The 16,593-nt window shown below is 40.5% G+C and carries 14 protein-coding genes, 1 other RNA gene and 1 pseudogene; 11 read left to right on the forward strand and 5 right to left on the reverse strand.

Going from position 1 to position 16,593, the window contains the following annotated elements:
- Positions 1 to 111: 111 nt before the first annotated feature.
- Positions 112 to 609, forward strand: a complete 498-nt coding sequence (locus DYI81_RS14180) for an alpha/beta hydrolase (RefSeq protein ID WP_117007919.1) — start codon at positions 112 to 114, stop codon at positions 607 to 609.
- 59 nt (positions 610 to 668) lie between these two features.
- Here DYI81_RS14180 and pepP read toward each other — a convergent pair whose 3' ends face one another.
- Together pepP and DYI81_RS14190 are read right to left on the reverse strand one after the other, a co-directional pair.
- The gene (pepP, locus tag DYI81_RS14185; RefSeq protein WP_117007921.1) at positions 669 to 2,003 is read right to left on the reverse strand and encodes a Xaa-Pro aminopeptidase; all 1,335 of its coding nucleotides are present in this window, start codon (positions 2,001 to 2,003) and stop codon (positions 669 to 671) included.
- Between the two features lie 51 nt (positions 2,004 to 2,054).
- Positions 2,055 to 2,684 (reverse strand): UPF0149 family protein, encoded by a 630-nt coding sequence (locus tag DYI81_RS14190; protein WP_117007923.1) that lies wholly within the window; start codon positions 2,682 to 2,684, stop codon positions 2,055 to 2,057.
- Between the two features lie 64 nt (positions 2,685 to 2,748).
- Between DYI81_RS14190 and DYI81_RS14195 the strand changes: the two genes are divergently transcribed.
- The 5 genes and pseudogenes from DYI81_RS14195 (at position 2,749) to DYI81_RS14215 (ending at position 7,310) form a co-directional block, all read left to right on the forward strand.
- Positions 2,749 to 3,300, forward strand: a complete 552-nt coding sequence (locus tag DYI81_RS14195) for a hypothetical protein (protein ID WP_106986129.1) — start codon at positions 2,749 to 2,751, stop codon at positions 3,298 to 3,300.
- 2 nt (positions 3,301 to 3,302) lie between these two features.
- Positions 3,303 to 3,590, forward strand: coding sequence for a cell division protein ZapA (locus DYI81_RS14200; protein ID WP_106986130.1), 288 nt, complete (start codon positions 3,303 to 3,305; stop codon positions 3,588 to 3,590).
- 99 nt (positions 3,591 to 3,689) lie between these two features.
- Positions 3,690 to 3,873, forward strand: a non-coding RNA gene (gene ssrS, locus DYI81_RS14205) — 6S RNA.
- Between the two features lie 299 nt (positions 3,874 to 4,172).
- A pseudogene (locus DYI81_RS14210) lies at positions 4,173 to 4,827 on the forward strand (IS3 family transposase); the annotation flags it as partial.
- Positions 4,828 to 5,111: 284 nt separating this feature from the next.
- Entirely contained in the window at positions 5,112 to 7,310 is a 2,199-nt protein-coding gene (locus DYI81_RS14215; RefSeq protein ID WP_117007925.1) for an OsmC domain/YcaO domain-containing protein, read from the forward strand.
- Positions 7,311 to 7,451: 141 nt separating this feature from the next.
- On the opposite strand, the gene DYI81_RS14220 is transcribed toward DYI81_RS14215, so the two are convergent.
- Positions 7,452 to 7,919, reverse strand: coding sequence for a hypothetical protein (locus DYI81_RS14220; RefSeq protein WP_117007927.1), 468 nt, complete (start codon positions 7,917 to 7,919; stop codon positions 7,452 to 7,454).
- Positions 7,920 to 8,016: 97 nt separating this feature from the next.
- Complete coding sequence (locus tag DYI81_RS14225; RefSeq protein ID WP_117007929.1) at positions 8,017 to 9,243, reverse strand: PQQ-binding-like beta-propeller repeat protein; 1,227 nt, start codon at positions 9,241 to 9,243, stop codon at positions 8,017 to 8,019.
- A 263-nt stretch (positions 9,244 to 9,506) separates the two neighbouring features.
- Here DYI81_RS14225 and DYI81_RS14230 point away from each other — a divergent pair, with 263 nt between their 5' ends.
- Both DYI81_RS14230 and lon read left to right on the forward strand, forming a co-directional pair.
- Positions 9,507 to 10,103 carry a 5-formyltetrahydrofolate cyclo-ligase gene (locus DYI81_RS14230; protein WP_117007931.1) on the forward strand — a complete coding sequence of 199 codons (597 nt, stop codon included), beginning with the start codon at positions 9,507 to 9,509 and terminating at the stop codon, positions 10,101 to 10,103.
- A gap of 147 nt (positions 10,104 to 10,250) precedes the next feature.
- Positions 10,251 to 12,677 carry an endopeptidase La gene (gene lon, locus DYI81_RS14235; RefSeq protein WP_117007932.1) on the forward strand — a complete coding sequence of 809 codons (2,427 nt, stop codon included), beginning with the start codon at positions 10,251 to 10,253 and terminating at the stop codon, positions 12,675 to 12,677.
- A 429-nt stretch (positions 12,678 to 13,106) separates the two neighbouring features.
- Here the strand turns inward: lon and DYI81_RS14240 are convergent, their stop codons facing one another.
- On the reverse strand, positions 13,107 to 13,925 hold the full coding sequence (locus DYI81_RS14240) for a M28 family peptidase (protein WP_106986157.1): 819 nt from the start codon (positions 13,923 to 13,925) through the stop codon (positions 13,107 to 13,109).
- A 311-nt stretch (positions 13,926 to 14,236) separates the two neighbouring features.
- Here DYI81_RS14240 and rlmH point away from each other — a divergent pair, with 311 nt between their 5' ends.
- The 3 genes from rlmH (at position 14,237) to DYI81_RS14255 (ending at position 16,553) form a co-directional block, all read left to right on the forward strand.
- Complete coding sequence (gene rlmH, locus DYI81_RS14245) at positions 14,237 to 14,719, forward strand: 23S rRNA (pseudouridine(1915)-N(3))-methyltransferase RlmH (RefSeq protein ID WP_106986135.1); 483 nt, start codon at positions 14,237 to 14,239, stop codon at positions 14,717 to 14,719.
- Positions 14,720 to 14,846: 127 nt separating this feature from the next.
- Positions 14,847 to 15,623, forward strand: coding sequence for a class III extradiol ring-cleavage dioxygenase (locus tag DYI81_RS14250; protein ID WP_106986136.1), 777 nt, complete (start codon positions 14,847 to 14,849; stop codon positions 15,621 to 15,623).
- 156 nt (positions 15,624 to 15,779) lie between these two features.
- The gene (locus DYI81_RS14255; protein WP_106986137.1) at positions 15,780 to 16,553 is read left to right on the forward strand and encodes a DUF4377 domain-containing protein; all 774 of its coding nucleotides are present in this window, start codon (positions 15,780 to 15,782) and stop codon (positions 16,551 to 16,553) included.
- Positions 16,554 to 16,593 lie beyond the last annotated feature (40 nt).

The raw sequence follows: 16,593 nt of genomic DNA on the forward strand, positions 1-16,593 counted from the left end.
TGAATTTCTTTGTCAGACATAGTGATCAGCATCTATATTTATATCCAGTCCATGGTGATAAAAACCATCATAAACTAGACATTTTTATTGGTGAGAATATAGACACTTTAAATGGGTTCTAACAATATCGCAGCAGAATACCCAGAATATGTAAAATCTGTGGTGTTATTGGCCCCTTATCTTAAAGGCAATGCACGCACTAAACTCCAATTTGAGCTATGGAAAGATTTAGGTCAAAACAACCGTAAAGCGATGTCGAGTATTATTATTCAAACAGGTTTTAGCGCAAATTTCACCTCGGCATGGGATGAAAATACCATGGCGCAAACCTTAGAAAACACGCTGCAAACCAATAATTGGGAAGGATTTATCCGCCAAGCTGAGTTGCTGATTCATACCGATGTGACTGCTCAAGCGAAGAAAATCAACAAACCGACCTTGGTGATTGGCTGTACTTATGACTATATGGTGCCAAGTGTACTGGCCAAAGACGCTGTAGCGCTGATTTCACACGCTGAATATGCTGAACTGGCAGCTGGACATATGGCTGTATATGAAAAACCGGAAGAATTTTTAAAATTAGCGACTGAATTTTTGCAAAAATCTTAATCTTTAAATGACGTAAAAAAGCCGATCATCTGATCGGCTTTTTTTAATACTGTCTTAACTTAAGCAACTTTCGCTTTCGCCATCAGCGCTTCAATATCTTCTACAGATTTCACAACTGCTGCAGTTAAAACATGTGGGCCATTTGGCATTGCCACCACATCATCTTCAATACGGATACCAATACCACGCCATTTTGCATCCACTGTTTCATCATCTGGTGCAATATACAATCCTGGCTCTACAGTCACGACCATTCCTGCTTCATAAGCACGCCATTCGCCATCTTGTTTATATGAACCCACATCATGCACATCCATACCTAACCAATGCCCTGTGCCATGCATATAAAACTGACGATAGGCTTCTTTCTGAATAATTTCCTCAAGATCACCCTGCATGATGCCAAGATCCAGTAAGCCTTGAACTAAAATACGTACTGCAACGTTATGCGGTTCTTTATAAGAGTTGCCAATGCGTACCGCATCAATCGCAGCAATTTGCGCATCTAGCACGACATTATAAAGCGCCTTTTGTTCTGGGCTAAATTTGCCGTTGACTGGGAAGGTACGGGTAATATCCGAAGCATACAGTTGATATTCGCAAGCTGCGTCAATTAGTACCAAATCACCATCTTTTAATTCTTTATCATTTTCCACATAGTGCAAAATACAGCCATTTTCACCACCACCAACAATACTGTTATATGACGGCACACAGCCATTTTTACCAAAAACATAATTCAGTTCAGCTTCTAGCGCGTATTCTATCATGCCCGGTTTAACCATTTGCATAGCGCGTGTATGTGCTTGTGCTGAAATATTAGAAGCAATTTGCATCAGTTCAATTTCATCTGCAGATTTCTGCAAACGCATTTCATCTACAATACGGTCAAGCTGAATGACTTGACCTGGTATCGCATGACCGCGACGGCTTTCGCCCCCCGCTGTTGCTAACCATTTTGTAACTCGTGCATCAAATTCGGCATTTTGTCCAATACGGTAAAATAACTTATCTTTATTTTGAAGCTTGCTTAAAATTTCCTCATCAAGCAAATCAATCGCATAAGCTTCATCTGCTTCATAATCGTCTACCGCGCCATCTACACCAGCGCGGTAACCGTTCCAAATTTCCATTTCACGGTCACGTTCACGGCAAAATAAGCTATAACTATAGCCGTCTTCTTCCGAATCAAAGGTTTCAATCACCGCAACCGCTTCTGGCTCTGCAAAACCCGTCAAATAGAAAAAACTGCTATCGCTACGATACTTATAATCAGCATCTCGGTTACGTAACATTTCTGCACGCGTCGAAATAATAGCAATACTGCGTAAACCCATTTCAGCTGCGAGATGATCACGACGTTCTTGAAAGTCTTCTTGAGTCAGTTTTTTCATTGGTTTTTAAAAGCTCGAATTGAAAATGAAATTTGGAAACACAACGCCCGATTAACTCGGACGGTGCGGTGTAAACATTTCTACAACATTAGTACTGTCAGCATTTGCTTGGGTATTTGATTTACCGAGGTGTAGTTGCAATAAAGGCGTCTCAGACACTTCGACTTTCTTACGCCCCATCGACAAACTTACAGGAATTAAACGCACAAATTCGTATAATTCTTGGTAGCTTTCTTCGCCTTCTTCGTCATCGTCTGATTCATCAAACTCTACAGCAGCGACATCTTGTAAATGCTCAATCAGTTCATGTTCTTCAGCACGTAAGTGACCTGCTGCCAAACCAAAACCAAGCACCACACCTGCACACCAATCTGCCAAGGCTTGTACACGCTCAGCCAATGAATGTGTGTCATCTGGAAGTAGGGGTAAATAGTCTAATTCGTCATCAGACAATGCATTTGCAATATCTTCTGATTCGTCAGTCAGTATTGCTAAAGCTTCAGGATGAATTTCGAGCACTTCAAGTGTAGATAAAATTTGTTCCCACTCATCACGCGTAGGTGCTTGAGACACACAAACTATACCTGTAAGCAGGCCGTGTAACTCACTTGGGCTTGAAATCTCTTCAATTGCCTTAAAATTTTGGTCCCATTCCGACCAACCTGAAATATCGTCTTGCATTCGTTTATCCAATCTCTATACTTCTTATATATTACCTTTGTTTGCAATACTGTGCGACCACGATATGTTAGAAGAATTACAGCGTCTGCAAGCGCATATAGGTGTTTTAAAAACACGCCTCGCGCATTATGAATCGGAAAATGATGCTTTAGCTGAAGATAAAAACTCAGCGAATGAACAGCACCATAGTCAAATTGTGCAAAAAAATGGCATCATCACCAAGAAACAAGAAGAAATTGATAACCTGACTGAGCAACTCGCTGAATCTCGAAGTCAATTTCAAAAGCTCAATACAGATGCCTCGGCTTTAGCGGATCGCTATAGTCGTTTAGAAAAAAGTTGCACCGATTTAAAAAATCGCTTTCAAGAAATTTTGTCAGAGCGTAATGAGTTACGCATTGTCAAAGAGAAAATTCAGAATGAGCAGCGCCATGCGCAGCAAGAAATTCAAAACTTAGAAAAAGAACGCGAACGCTTATTACAAAAAAATGAGCACGCCAAAGCAAAAGTTGAAGCGATTATTCAGCGTTTATCTGTCTTGGGTACCGCACAAGATCATCATGCGCAAGAAATTCAACAATTGGCCCACCCTGCCGATGTTAATGAGGAAGTTTAAGCATGAGCGAAGCAATTCCAGTAGATTTAAAAGTTTTAGGGCATAACTTTCGTTTAGCCACAACGCAAGAAAAACAGCCAGAACTCGAACGCGCCGCTCAACTCCTCAACGACAAATATGATGAGTTCCGTCGTAAAGCACCACGTATGGAACCTAGCAAACTGATCATTATGGTAGCGCTAGAGTTGATGCAAGAAGTGCTCAGTATGAATAAAAGTTTACAAGAGTACGAACATTGTGAGCGCTTGCTCCAAGCCATTCTTGAAGAAGTAGAAGATCTTGCTGAATAAGCAAGATTTTTTTTGCCTAAAGCCTAGCCAATTAAACATCGCTTTACAGTTATACATGCCAAAAGATTTGCCAAAGCCTCGTTATTCGCTATACTTGGCATAACTCTGAGGTGTTCGCCAGCGCGTCTATATCCCTGCCGATACTTAAATCTCCGGATTGTGTTCTGCATATTTAGAGTGTATGCCTACCTTCGTGTAGGAAACCCAGCAAGTATGCGTCGCGTCCACCTTGAACTTCTTCGGGTTCAGGGTAACGACATGCAGCGGCATCTTCGGAGCTATTTATTTTCTCTCTTATAATTATTATAAAATTCTGTTTTTATTTATTTTTCTAATATCCTGCCAAATATACAATAAATTCTTTGTCATTTCCCTCACTCGTATTTAGCACAACTTTAAGCCATAAATGGCGAAGGTATTAAAAGACTTTCAAAGACGTTTAGCTAAAGTCGAAACCTACAGAAAGAACAAAATGACTACTATTAAATTAGTAGCCGCTTTTCTGTCCTAGCCAAAATAATGGACAGCACTTCCCTCTAAAGATAACGTAACGTTAACTTTGGAGATACAAGAAATGGCTAAATGCTGAAAAAGCTGGGTTTACGCAGCAGGATTTCGCGTAAATACAAGCATACGACTGATTCAAACCATCGTTTTCCTGCAGCACCCAATCTGTTAGAGCGTCAATTTACAGTCATTCAGCCTAACAAGGTTTGGACAACGGATATTACCTATATCTGTACCAAGCAAGGTTGGCTGTATTTATGTGTGATGCTGGATCTATTTAGTCGTCGTATTGTGGGGTGGCAAACCAGCCATCGAATAGACCGTCAATTGGTGTGTGATGCGTTTCATTATGCAATGGCTCGTCAAGGGTATCCAACGGGTGTCATGGTACATTCACTTGCGAAGCAATGCTTCTCAGGCTCACAGTACTGTAGTCGTGATTTTAGAACGCTATTATTAACGAATAACTGTATCCAAAAGCATGTCACGCAGAGGGAACTGTTGGGATAATGCAGTGACCGAAAGCTTTTTTCATACATTGAAAGGTCATGTCGTACATGACAGTGTATTTGCCACTCGAAAAGAGGCGAATGCTGTCTTGTTTGACTATATTGAGATTTATTACAATCGGGTCAGAAGGCATTCTGCAAATGGTTGGTTAAGCCCAGAAGCTTTTGAACAGAAATATTTTAAGAATTTAGAGGGATCGGTTGTCCACAATACTGTCTAGGATCAACCTTTTAAAGCACAAGCAAATGTCCTACTTTTATTGTGCTGAAGGGACATAAATCGTCAAAGCAAACATAAAGCGTATGAATAAGCGACTTAAAGTTATCATCACTGCAAATTCCCTCTATAATATGCTGCATTCAGGACTATGCCTTACATAACACCAAAGTTTTGTATGTCAGTGTCCACTCATATTTTTTAAGTCAATGTTTATCCTAGCGTTCGGCTTGATTCATTTTTACTGCTTATTTGTCCGTGATGACAACTAAGAATTTAGGTGCCTACATGGAAATCAAAGTTAATTATCTCGACAATCTTCGACAAGAAGCTAAGTTCGATGACTTCACGGTGATTGCCGATCAGCCAATCCGTTATAAAGGTGATGGTTCGGCACCAGGCCCTTTTGATTATTTTTTAGCGTCTTCTGCACTTTGCGCGGCTTATTTTGTCAAAGTTTATTGCTTAGCCCGTGACATTCCGACAGACAATATCCGTCTTTCTCAAAACAATATTGTTGACCCTGAAAACCGCTACAAGCAAATTTTCAAAATTCAGGTGGAGTTGCCTGCAGATATTTCTGAAAAAGACCGCCAAGGGATTTTGCGTTCAATTGACCGTTGCACTGTTAAAAAAGTTATTCAAACGGGTCCAGAATTTATTATTGAAGAAGTTGAAAGCATTGATGCTGATGCTCAAGCCTTGCTGATTCCAAGCCTGACTGCTGAAAATAATACTTATATTTTAGGTAAAGACCGTCCTTTAGAAGAAACTATTGCCAAAATGTCGGGTATTTTGGCGGACTTAGGCATGAAAATTGAGATCGCATCTTGGCGTAATATTGTGCCAAATGTTTGGTCTTTACATATTCGTGATGCTCAATCGCCAATGTGCTTTACCAATGGTAAAGGTGCAACGAAAGAAAGTGCTTTAGCATCTGCACTCGGTGAGTTTATTGAACGTCTAAACTGTAACTTCTTCTATAACGACCAATTCTGGGGTGAAGAAATCGCCAATGCGCCTTTTGTGCATTATCCAGAAGAACAATGGTTCCAACCGGGTCCAAATGGTGAATTACCAAGCGAAATTTTAGATGAATATACGCTGGAAATTTACAATCCTGATGAAGAGTTATTGGGTACGCATCTTTACGACACCAACTCAGGCAATACAAAACGTGGCATTTGCTCACTCCCTTTTGTACGCCAATCTGATAAAGAAACTGTATATTTCCCATCAAATTTGATTGAAAATTTATATCTTTCAAATGGTATGAGCGCGGGTAACACCTTAGCGGAAGCACAAGTACAATGCCTATCTGAAATTTTTGAACGTGCAGTTAAGCGTGAAATTTTAGAAGGTGAATTAACTTTGCCTGACGTACCTGCTGAGTTTTTGGCTCAGTACCCAAGTATTGTTGCAGGCATCCAAGGCCTTGAAGAACAAGGCTTCCCTGTATTGGTTAAAGATGCGTCATTGGGCGGTGAATTCCCTGTCATGTGTGTGACTTTAATGAATCCACGTACTGGCGGTGTGTTTGCATCCTTTGGTGCACATCCAAATATGGAAGTCGCGATTGAACGTAGCTTAACTGAGCTATTACAAGGCCGTAGTTTTGAAGGTTTAAATGACCTACCAAAACCAACCTTTAGTTCAAATGCAGTCACAGAACCTAATAACTTTGTAGAGCACTTTATTGACTCAAGCGGTGTGGTGTCTTGGCGCTTCTTTAGCGCAAAGTCTGACTACGAATTTGTAGAATGGGATTTTGCTGGTGAAGGTGAAAATGCCAACCAAGAATCTGCGGACGCTTTGTTTGCTATTTTAGAAGAGATGGGCAAAGAAGTTTATATGGCGGTCTATGAACACCTTGGTGCAACAGCCTGCCGTATTTTAGTCCCTGATTATTCTGAAATTTATTTGGTTGAAGACCTTGTATGGGACAATACCAATAAAGCACTGCTTTACCGTGAAGACATTTTAAATCTGCACCGTTTAGATGACGAACAACTTGAGGCTTTAGTTGAACGCTTAGAAGAAGCGGATGAAGATGACTACACTGAAATTAAAACCTTGATTGGTATTGAGTTTGATGACAATACCGTTTGGGGGCAATTAACCATTTTAGAGCTGAAAATTCTCATCTATCTTGCACTAGAGCAATTTGAAGAAGCACATGATTTGGTAGGCCAATTCCTTCAGTTCAACACCAATACTGTTGAACGTGGTTTATTCTATCAGTGTATGAATGTAGTTCTTGAAGTCATGCTGGATGATGAAATGGAACTCGAAGACTATGCCTACAATTTCCGTCGCATGTTTGGTGATGAACGTATGGATGCAGTAATGGGCACAGTTGAAGGCGATGTTCGTTTCTATGGTTTAACTGAAACTAATATGCAACTTGAAGGTCTAGACCGTCATTTACGTCTGATTGAAAGCTATAAAAAATTACATGCTGCTCGCGCTAAAATTGCAGGGCTTTAATGCTCAAGCTTAAGCATGACACGGTGTGTATCAAACTGAGTATGCTGTAAAAACATAAAAAAACTTCCTTCGGGAAGTTTTTTTATCGCCAATTTTTTATCTTAAGACTCAATCGAATCGGCTATACCCAATACTTTTCAATTAAGATTTCAATTGCTCAAGCTGTTGAATATATCCATCCAAACTGCGTTCCATATCAGGCATGATCTTTTTTAAAAACTGACTATAGTGAATCGCATCATCCGCTGTTAATGCACCTACACGAACCAAATTCACTTGCGTTTTGAGCAATCGATCGACTTCACGAGGATCAACCTGTTGCCCATGACTTAAACGATAACTTAGTTGCTCAAAAGCTTGATATAGCTCGTCGCGTTGCTGAATAAGTTCAGGACTCACCTGCTGTGGTACTTGCGAAATAAGCGTCGTCGTCTGCTGTGTCTCTTTAGACTGAGGCTGTGACACAGTGTTTTGTAATGGTCGCTCTACCTCGCCGCTCTTCTGTTGTTGCGTTTGCATAGCTTCTGCTGGCTGTAATATTTTACTCAGCCCAAATCCACCCAACACAACCACGAGGGCCAAACTTGCATATTGTAATGAATGACGCATAAGCACTCCTTTTGCTCATCCTTGTATCTACGCGAAATTGCTTAAAACTTCATGCATAAAGCGAGTGGAATGTACTCGCTTTATGCAGTCCATCACCTTAGTTGCTCCATCCTGCAGGTGCATATCCAATACGCACACGCTGAGGATGATTGCCAACGGGTACGCTCAGCACTTTCTCGCCTGTCTCAAAATCAATTACGGTCACTACATCATTGGCACTTTCAGAAATCACGCAACTTTTGCCATTCGGGCTACGGGTTGCCCAATACGGTTTACCTGCTGGAATTAACTTGGCTGCGGTTAAAGTTTTACGGTCAACGATAGTTGCATAATCATCCATCGTACCTGCGACACACAGTTTCTCACCATCTGCACTCATCGATAAACCATGATGGCGTGAGTCATTCACCCACTTGGTACGGTCAGCAGGAATCGTTGAGCTGCCTGGTAGTTGACCAATGCGCGTGATTTTGTCTTGATTCAAATCGTATTCAATCAAGCCATTAAAAAATGACACTTGGGCATAAATTTTTGACTCATCTTTACTTAACACCATCGGTCGAACAGCATTGGATAAATCTTTACGTCCAAAGGCATCCAGCGCTGGTCTGAAGTCAATTTTTTTCAATATCTTATAGTTATTGGCATCTGCAATCGTGAGATAACGCTTTCCTTTGGTAAAATCTTGCCAGCTTGCATCCATTGGCGTTTCAACATTACCAATGGCTGAGTTGATAATTTTAGTGCCACCAGCAAAATAGATATTTTCATGAGGTTTATCACCAGTATCAAAACGGCCTAATTCCTTACCCGTTTGAATATCCAATACCTGCACCACGTTACCAGAAGAAGCCGATACCGCCACACGTAAACCATCAGGTGAAACTGCCATGTGATCTGCACGGAAGCCTTCTACAGAAGTTCGCCAATTAATTTTTCCACTTGCAATATCAATAGACACCACATCTGCGTAGCTTGGACGCGATGCCACCACAGACTTACCATCTGGCGTGGAATACATGTCGTCAACCAATTGGTCATTGCCCTCGCCAGCGGTATTTCGAATATAGCTATACGCCACCAGCTTGATGGGGTTTAAATAGATTTCTTTCAGGCGCTCTTTACGATCTGGCACCATATTAATCACGCCAATTTTAGCAAAGTCACCCGAAGGCCGAATCACTGTTACCGTGCCATCCCAGTTATTGCCCACAAAAAAAACTTGCTGGCTATTTAATGGGGCTGCATGACTCAGGCCACAACAGCTTGCAAGTGCCAAAACTGTCCCTAAACCGTATTTAAATAATGGTGTACGCTTTGTCATTTTTGTCCTTCCTGTATTTCCATATTTTTATTTTCTTGCGGATTAAACTTGCTGGCTTTTCCTTTCTAAGGCCAGATCAAGACAAATTAATATACAAATGTAGTTCAACAATAAATAAGCTTATCCGACCAAAATAACCCAATCCGATGAACCGTAAACTCATGGTCACTACACACAAGCGCCCATTTCGCAATACAAACGCTATGCAGTTGTTCTATAAAAGGATTAGACTATCCATACGCTCTGTTACTTCTGCTTCTCGTATGCATGAATTTTGTGTCGATTTAAAACAGCTCCGCAAACAATTAAGACAGCAACGCCGTGGCCTCAATAAATTCCAACAAAAACAAGCTGAACAAGCCTCTCTCAACCGTTTAATTCGCCTCGCAGAATTTCAACATGCCCAGCACATTGGTATCTATTTACATGCCTTTGGTGAGATCCATACCCAAAAAATCATTGAATATTGCTTTGCACACGGTAAAGCAGTGTATTTACCTCTCATTTGTAATATGAACCAACGCTTACAATGGGTGCGAATTTCACAGCATCAATTCCGTACACAGCGCTTTGCACCCCATCGTCTAGGAATGCGAGAGCCTATGCGTGCAAGAGGATTACATATTAGCCATTTAGATTTAGTGCTTATGCCGTTATTGGCCTGTGACACAACAGGTACTCGAATTGGCATGGGCGGTGGCTTTTATGATAAAACCCTTGCCAGCGCTATTCAGCGACCTTTTCGCTTAGGGCTTGCACATGAGTTTCAACTTTATAAATCATGTTTAAAGCGTGAAAAATGGGATCAACCCCTCGATGCACTGTTAACGCCGCAACGCATTCTACGTTTCAAACGTTAAATTGATCATTTTGACCATTAACAATGGTTAAAAAACATATATTTACTTATTTTTTGCACAATTTATATCACGTCGCCCTTGTAATTTTTAAAATACCCATCACTATAAAAAATATGGCAACACCGTTGTCACTCATTAGGAGTGCCCATGTCTGAACTTATTATGAATGAAGAAAGCTTAGAACTCGAAGTTCCTAGCGTTTTACCGCTTTTAGCGCTGCGTGACGTGGTGGTTTACCCGCATATGCAAATTGCACTGTTTGTTGGTCGTGAAAAATCGATTAACGCAGTGAATGTGGCTCGTAACAGTGACAATCTAGTATTTGTAGTTGCACAAAAAGATTCGCTTACAGAAGAAATTGATCACGAAAACTTATATCAATACGGTACTGTCGCGAAGATTGTGCAGGTTGTAAATCACGAAAATGACGAGAACTGCATTAAGGTCTTAATTGAAGGCTTGCACCGCTCTAAACTCGAAAAAATCATTGATGACAATGATTATTTGACTGCTGAGCATAGCTTAAGTCCAATGACCATTGATACTGATGCTGATGCACAGCAAAATCGTGTTGAAGAACTACGCACGCTGTTTGCTCAGTACGCTGAGGCTAAGCTACGTAATGCACGTGAACTGATTGCGGCTGCCAATAAAATTGATGACTTACTGCAATTATTGTTCTTTGTTGCAACACGTGTACCGCTAAACATTGATGTGAAACAAAAATTCTTAGAGCACGATGCTTTTGAAGCGCATTTGCAAGAATTAATGACTTATTTGTTGCAGCAGTCTGAAGAACAGCAGATTGAACAAACACTGCATGATTCTGTAAAACGTCAAATGGAGAAAAATCAGCGCGAATACTTCCTCAATGAAAAGATGAAAGTGATTCAGCGTGAACTTTCTGACATGAATGGCGGTGCAGAAGATGACGTTGCAGAAATTGAAAAACGTCTTGCTGAAGCAGATTTGCCTGAGCATGTGCGTAAGAAAGCAGAAAATGAATTCCGTAAATTAAAAGCGATGCAACCTGCGTCAAGCGAAGCTGCTGTTGTTCGCAACTATTTAGAGGTGATTTTAGATACACCTTGGAATAAAGCCAGCAAAGTCAGCATTAACTTGGCTAAAGCGCAAGAAATTTTAGATGCAGACCACTACGGCTTAGATGACGTTAAAGACCGCATTGTGGAATATCTTGCAGTACAGTCACGCGTGAAAAAATTACGCGGGCCGATTCTATGCTTAGTGGGTCCTCCTGGTGTAGGTAAAACTTCATTAGGTGAGTCTGTAGCAAAAGCAACAGGCCGTGAGTTCGTGCGTATGGCTCTTGGTGGCGTACGTGATGAAGCAGAAATTCGTGGTCACCGTCGTACTTATATCGGTGCGATGCCGGGTAAAATTGTGCAGTCTTTAACAAAAGTTGGCGTAAAGAACCCACTGTTCTTACTCGACGAAATCGACAAGATGGCACAAGACTACCGTGGTGATCCTGCTTCTGCGCTACTTGAAGTACTTGATCCGTCACAGAACAATAAGTTCAACGATCATTACCTAGATCTTGATTTGGACTTATCTGAAGTGATGTTCATCTGTACTGCAAACAGCATGAATATTCCTGAAGCATTGCTTGACCGTATGGAAGTGATTCGTCTACCGGGTTATACCGAAGATGAAAAAGTGAATATTGCTGAGCGCTACCTTGTGCCTAAAGCCATTAAAAATAATGGTCTACGTGCAAAAGAATTAACAGTTCACGAAGAAGCCATTCGCGACATCGTACAGCGTTATACACGTGAAGCTGGTGTGCGTAGCCTTGAGCGTGAAGTGTCTAAAATTGCGCGTAAAGTGGTGAAAGAAGCGGTCAGCAAAAAAGCCAAAAATCTTCAAATTGAAGTGAATTCAGGCAACTTACCAGACTACTTAGGTCCACACAAATTCGACTTCGGTATGGCTGAAGATGAAGCTCAAGTGGGTCGTGTGAATGGTTTAGCGTGGACTTCTGTTGGTGGTGAATTACTTACCATTGAAGTTGCGGCAGTGAAAGGTAAAGGTAAGTTTATTACCACAGGTTCACTTGGCGATGTAATGAAAGAATCCATTACCGCAGCCATGACCGTTGTACGTACACGTGCAGATGAGTTAGGTATTGAATCTTCACGTTTTGAAGAAACAGATGTACACGTACACTTACCTGAAGGTGCAACACCAAAAGATGGCCCATCTGCTGGTTTAGCACTCACGACTGCTTTAGTTTCGGCATTCACAGGTATTGCGATTCGCCCAGATATTGCAATGACGGGTGAAACAAGCCTAGGTGGCCGTGCAATGCGAATTGGTGGTCTAAAAGAGAAACTTTTAGCTGCACACCGTGGTGGAATTAAATTAGTGTTTATTCCTCAGGAAAACGTTCGTGATTTGGCTGAAATTCCAGAGAACGTTAAAGCTGGTTTAGAAATTAAAGCCGTGAAATCAATTGATGAGATTTTACCTTTAGCTTTAGTAGACATGCCAAAACCTTTGGTAAAAGCACCGATTGTAAAAGCCAATGATGAAGCGAAAGCTGCCCGTCATTAATTAAATTATAACAATGTAAAAGCCCTGTTTCGACAGGGCTTTTTAATGTCCTCAACTTAGACTCAGTTAAAGGTATTAGCACATACGTCAAGCACTTCACATTGAATATGACGACTCTGTTCATTGCTTCCTAACAAGCAACACTTGATTAAAAAACATAAAAAATGAATTTTATTTAAATAGGCTAAATTACTGATAAAGTTTAAATTAATAATAAAATTCAAAACTAAAACTTTATATTTTTATACTGATTTAATTTTTTCGCTTGAAATATAAACCACACTCCCCCATATTTTTAATAAGATCATACGCGCTGTATGTTTCTTTTTTGCTCTTAGATGATTACATCTAGAATGGCTACCAACATCTCCAGGTTGGTAACCACCTTTCGCAGTCCTATGGCTTTCTGGACTGCGTTTTTTATGCTTCTCAGTTAAGTAGCATTTTGACAACGCCATTCACCACTTGCCCCATTTTTTCGGTATCTAAACGATCCAAAGTATCTTGACGAGTGTGATAGTATTTATTGCGGTACATCGCGGTATCTGTAATGGTTATCGCAGGGAAATCAAATTTCCAATAATTCAAATGATCTGAAAAATCTAAATCTTGCATAAAACTTGGTGCAATCAAACGCTCACATTGCAGTTGATTGAGTTTTCTCATGGCTGCGCAATAGTCATAAGTCAAATCACGTGACATTAAATTACCCACTGCAGCAATAAAATTACCATGTGCTGGGTAAATCCACTTTAATCCTGCTGGATATTGTTGCACCTCATTTTCATCAAAATAGCCAATCATCTCTAAAATATATACCCCAGCAATATTTTGTTTTTGCTTGGCTACAGACTTAGCATGAATAAAACTTCCCATATTTTCTGTTCCAAAATATGGTGGCTCAGCCAAAGTATAAAAAACAAAATCGACATTATGTTTTAAACTGGTTTTTTCTGTGGCCAAAATACGTGCAACCTCTATCACGCCTGCCACACCAGAGGCATTATCATCAGCACCCGTGGTGTCTTCCAACACATCATAATGTGCTCCCACAATCACCTTTTGTTTTTTACCCGCATTTAAAGAGCACACCACATTACGATAAGGCAAACTATTTGCCGTATAGTTTTGATACTGACACGGCACACCAAACAAGCGCATTTGCTCGCGTATCCATGCCGATACTCGATTTAACTCTTGAATGTTTTTGGCATGACGACCTGCTTGAGCACCAATCACTTGCTCCATATATACACGCAAATTTTTAGCATCTGCAGGTACAGCAGCAAAGCTTATAGAACTCAAACTGAATAACGATAAAAGGCTAAGGATTAAACCAAGGGATTGAACAGAGTTTTTGCAGGGTTGAGGCATTATTATTATTCTCACTACTGATGGTTTTATATCATTATTTTGACCAGTTATGGCGTAGACCACAGACGCTATTCGGATATTAAAGCAACAATATTCGACCTAATTCAATTGCATTTTGTGTCTGAAATTCGCAATAGCGTATTACATCGTTATAATAGGCGTTTCTTGTTGTTACCCTGCTCACTATGAAAATTCGTATTTTGACCATTGGCCAAAAAATGCCTGCTTGGGTACTTACTGGATTTGAAGATTATTTCAAACGTATTCAGCCTTTTGTACAAACGCAGATTATTGAATTGCCTATGGCAAAACGAGGCAAAAACGATTCTGAAGCTGACATTTTAAAATACCGCCAAATTGAAGGTGACAGTATTTTAAATGCAATGAAGCACAATGAAGTACTCATTGCTTTAGAAGTCGGTGGCCGTGAGTTCAGTACAGAAAAGCTGGCAGAAACCATGAAAGGATGGATGCTTGAAGGCAATGATATTGTGTTGGCGATTGGTGGGCCAGATGGACACTCTGAGGCCGTGCGTAAGGCTGCTGCATGGCATTGGTCGCTTTCAAAGCTCACCCTGCCTCACCCAATGGTACGCGTGATGCTGATTGAACAACTTTACAGAGCCATGAGTATTAATAATAACCACCCTTACCATCGTGCAGGTTAATTTCACTTAAATTCAACTGTCATTTTTACACACTTATTCCTGTGTAGAATCATGTTATAAAGATTCACTTTTTCATTTTGGGCATGTAAATGTACATGCCTAAATTTATTTAGGGCATATCTCTCCTATGAAGCTACAGACTTTGCCTGGCTTATTCATTTCTCATGGCTCTCCAATGTTAGCCATCAATCCCGAGCAAATTGGGCCTGCACTCGAACGCCTGAGTCTTAACCTACCAAAGCCCAAAGCCATTATTGTGATGTCGGCCCATTGGGAGAGTAAAGATATAGAAGTCAGTACAGCTTCACGTCCTGAAACATGGCATGACTTCCGTGGCTTTCCGAGCGAACTCTATGAGATACGCTATCCAGCGCCCGGTCAGCCTGAGCTTGCTGAGCATATTTTAGAACTACTGGCTCAAGCAGGATTTGAAGCGCATGCCAATAACACACGTCCACGTGATCACGGCGTGTGGATGCCTTTGCTACACATGTACCCAGAAGCAGATATTCCACTCATTTCTATTTCATTGCCAATGAACTTATCCGCTGAACGAATTTATAAGATTGGACGCGCTTTAGCGGTGCTGCGTGAACAGCAAATTTTACTGATTGGTTCTGGCAGTATTACCCACAATTTACGTGAAATCGAATGGCAAAATCCTAAGCCAACCACTCCTGAATGGTGCTCAGTATTTCGTAATTATGTCGTGGCTAAATTACAACACCATGATTTTGATGCAGTGCTTGATTGGCAAGAGATCCCCTATGTCATGCGTAATCATCCAACCCTAGAACACTTTGCACCACTGTTCTTTGCCATGGGCACTGGCAACCGTTTTAACATTGTGCATCATAGCTATTCTATGGGCGCTTTAGGACGTGACATTTATCGCTTTGACTAATTTAAAAGCATTTAATAATTTATTTTTATATATTAACAAATATTTATTTATGGATACATTTTGATACTTAAATGCCCAAAATGTATCCATTAGTTTATGATTTAATTTATGTATTCTAAATTCTGTTATTTAAATCAATTATTTGTAGACTAAAATATGAAATTAAAATTTTTAGCCATTGCTCTTTTTCCACTCACACTGGCTGCCTGCCAAACCGCTGATCTACAAAAAGCAGGAGATCTAGCCGTGTCTGTATTACAACAGCAAAATGCAAGTAAGACTTTAAGTTCATACCAATGGAGCACCAATACAGGTTCAGAAAAGCCTTTGGTTTTAAATTTCCTGAATAATGGTACGCTTGGTATTTCAACCAGCTGTAATAACTTAAGTACAAGCTGGAAAGCTGAAAATAATACGATTGTTACAGGGAATATGGCCGCTACAATGATGGCTTGCCCACAAGACCGTATGCAACAAGAAGGCATTGCAAGTCAAATTTTTGATGGCGGTAAAACCGCATTTTTATTCAATTTAAATGACATCAATGCGCCGACCCTAACGCTGACAGCAAAAAATGGTAAGCAGTATGTTTTTACTGGAAAAATGACACCTGAAACGAAATACCAAACTCAAGCTGAAACCATCTTTTTAGAAATCAGCCCTGAAACCAAACAATGCACAGGCGTTGCACGACAAACTTGTTTACAAGTGCGTGAAATTAAATATGCAGAAAATGGGATAAAAACCCAAGTTGATAAAGACTGGACATTGTTCTACGACCAAATTGAAGGCTTTCAACACAGCCCAAATGAGCGTCAGATCATCCGTATTAAACGTTATGAGCTGAAAAACCCAGCTGCGGATCAATCTAAATATGCCTATATCTATGATATGGCTGTAGAGCGTGAAGCGGTAAAAGGCACGCTATAAGCTTTAAGCATCGCTGAAGCAGTAACGAATATAGGATTCA

This window comes from Acinetobacter sp. SWAC5, assembly GCF_003419885.1.
Taxonomy (GTDB): Bacteria; Pseudomonadota; Gammaproteobacteria; order Pseudomonadales; family Moraxellaceae; genus Acinetobacter; species Acinetobacter cumulans.